Source organism: Ruegeria sp. F5 (genome assembly GCF_056533845.1).
This window is the reverse complement of record NZ_JBQFOU010000063.1, coordinates 1-1,836: the sequence shown is the minus strand read 5'-3', so window position 1 is coordinate 1,836 and position 1,836 is coordinate 1. Positions and strand designations below refer to the sequence as shown.

At 58.5% G+C, this 1,836-nt stretch carries 2 protein-coding genes; both read left to right on the top strand.

The genetic code is table 11. The annotated features are described in order from the left end of the window. On the top strand, positions 1 to 221 hold a 221-nt coding region (locus ACR0K1_RS25520), incomplete at its 5' end, for a hypothetical protein (RefSeq protein WP_480852309.1). Next, the coding region (locus tag ACR0K1_RS25515) for a recombinase family protein (RefSeq protein WP_480852308.1) at positions 218 to 1,836 on the top strand (1,619 nt) is incomplete at its 3' end. The genes ACR0K1_RS25520 and ACR0K1_RS25515, both read left to right, overlap by 4 nt.

Genomic DNA, 1,836 nt, shown 5'->3' with positions numbered 1-1,836 from the left:
CACTGAAGCTGACGGGTCGCCGTATTCCACCGCATTTCTTTCGGGATGCTGCCGCGACAACCCTGGCCCGCTCTTCTCCGGAACACGCCAAGCTAATTCGACCAATTCTTGCGCATACGAGCTTCGGAACCGCCGAGCGCCACTACATCCACGCCCAGACAATTGAAGCGGGCCGCGACTACGCGGCTTTGATCAACCAGAAGAGAAAGGCCCGGCGATGACCCGAGTTGCAATCTATGCCCGTTTCTCCAGCCAAATGCAGAGAGACGCATCCATCGATGACCAAATGCGACTGTGCCGGGAGCGTGCTGAGCGGGAAGGATGGACTGTTATTGACGCCTATTCTGATCGTGCGGTCTCCGGCGCCTCCATGTTGCGCCCCGGTCTGCAAGCCCTGTTCCATGCTACACAGGAAGGACAGGTTGATCTGATTTTGGCGGAAGCGCTGGACCGGTTGAGCCGAGACCAGGCGGATATCGCGGCGATCTTCAAACGGTTAAGCTTTGCAGGAGTTGGCATAGTGACACTGGCTGAGGGCGAGATCAGCGAATTGCACGTAGGTCTCAAAGGCACCATGAACCAACTGTTCCTCAAAGACCTGGCCGACAAAACCCGGCGTGGTCTTCGCGGGCGGGTCGAGCTTGGCCGTTCCGGCGGCGGCAACAGCTATGGTTACGACGTCGTCCGGCGTCTTGGACCCGACGGCCAACCCGTCACGGGAGAACGAATGATCAACGCAGCGGAAGCTGAGATTATCCGACGGGTATTACATGACTTCACCGAAGGGCACTCCCCGAAAGCCATTGCGCGCCGCCTTAACACAGAGGGTGTCCCCGGTCCCCGTGGCAAGTTATGGCGTGACACCGCCATTCGAGGGCACCGAGTGCGTGGGACGGGCCTTCTCAACAACGAGCTTTATGTCGGCCGCCTCGTCTGGAACCGGCTGCGCTATATCAAGGACCCCGAGACCGGCAGACGTGTTTCCCGTCTCAACGATCCCTCCAAATGGATCATCACGGAGGTCCCCGAGTTGCGGATCGTCGGGGATGAGCTTTGGGAGGCGGTCAAACAGCGGCAAGGTGAGATCGAGGCTGATCCCCGTATCAAAGCCATCAAAGAAACCCGGTTTTGGGAGAAGCGTCGCAAAAAGCACCTTCTGACAGGTCTTGCATTCTGCGGTACCTGCGGAGGACCACTCGCAACAGTCGGACGCGACTACCTTGCCTGCTCTGCCGCTCGCAAACTCGACACTTGCGCGCACAAGCAATCCATCCGCCGCAATGTTCTGGAAGACGCTGTTCTGGATTTGCTTCGTCAGCGTCTGATGCAGCCCGACGCAGTAGCCGCTTTTATCAAGTCCTTCAGCGAAGCCGCCAACTCAGAAGCCAGCACAGCGGTGGTAGCGCGGACCCGTCTACAATCCGAGCGGGACAAAGCTGCGCGCAAACTGAATGGGTTTTATGATGCAATCGCAGAGGGCATTCGTACGCCCGGGCTTCAAGCCAGGCTCGAAGAGCTCGAAGCGCAGATCGCCGATCTGGATGCAAAGCTGTCTGAGCCCGCGCCCTCGCCGGTGCGACTGCACCCAAATCTGTCTGAACTCTATCGCTCCAAGGTCACTGATCTGGCACAGGCGCTATCGGATCCGTCTATCCGCACAGCGGCTTTGGAGATCATTCGGGACTTGATCGAACGTGTTACGATCCAACATGAACGGGATGGCGTGCAGATCGAACTGGAGGGTGCCCTGGCCGCGATGATTGGCCTGGTTCAGAACGAACAAAGCCGCCTTGCGGCGGCTTGTTCGGTAAAAGTGGTTGCGGGAGTAGGATTTGA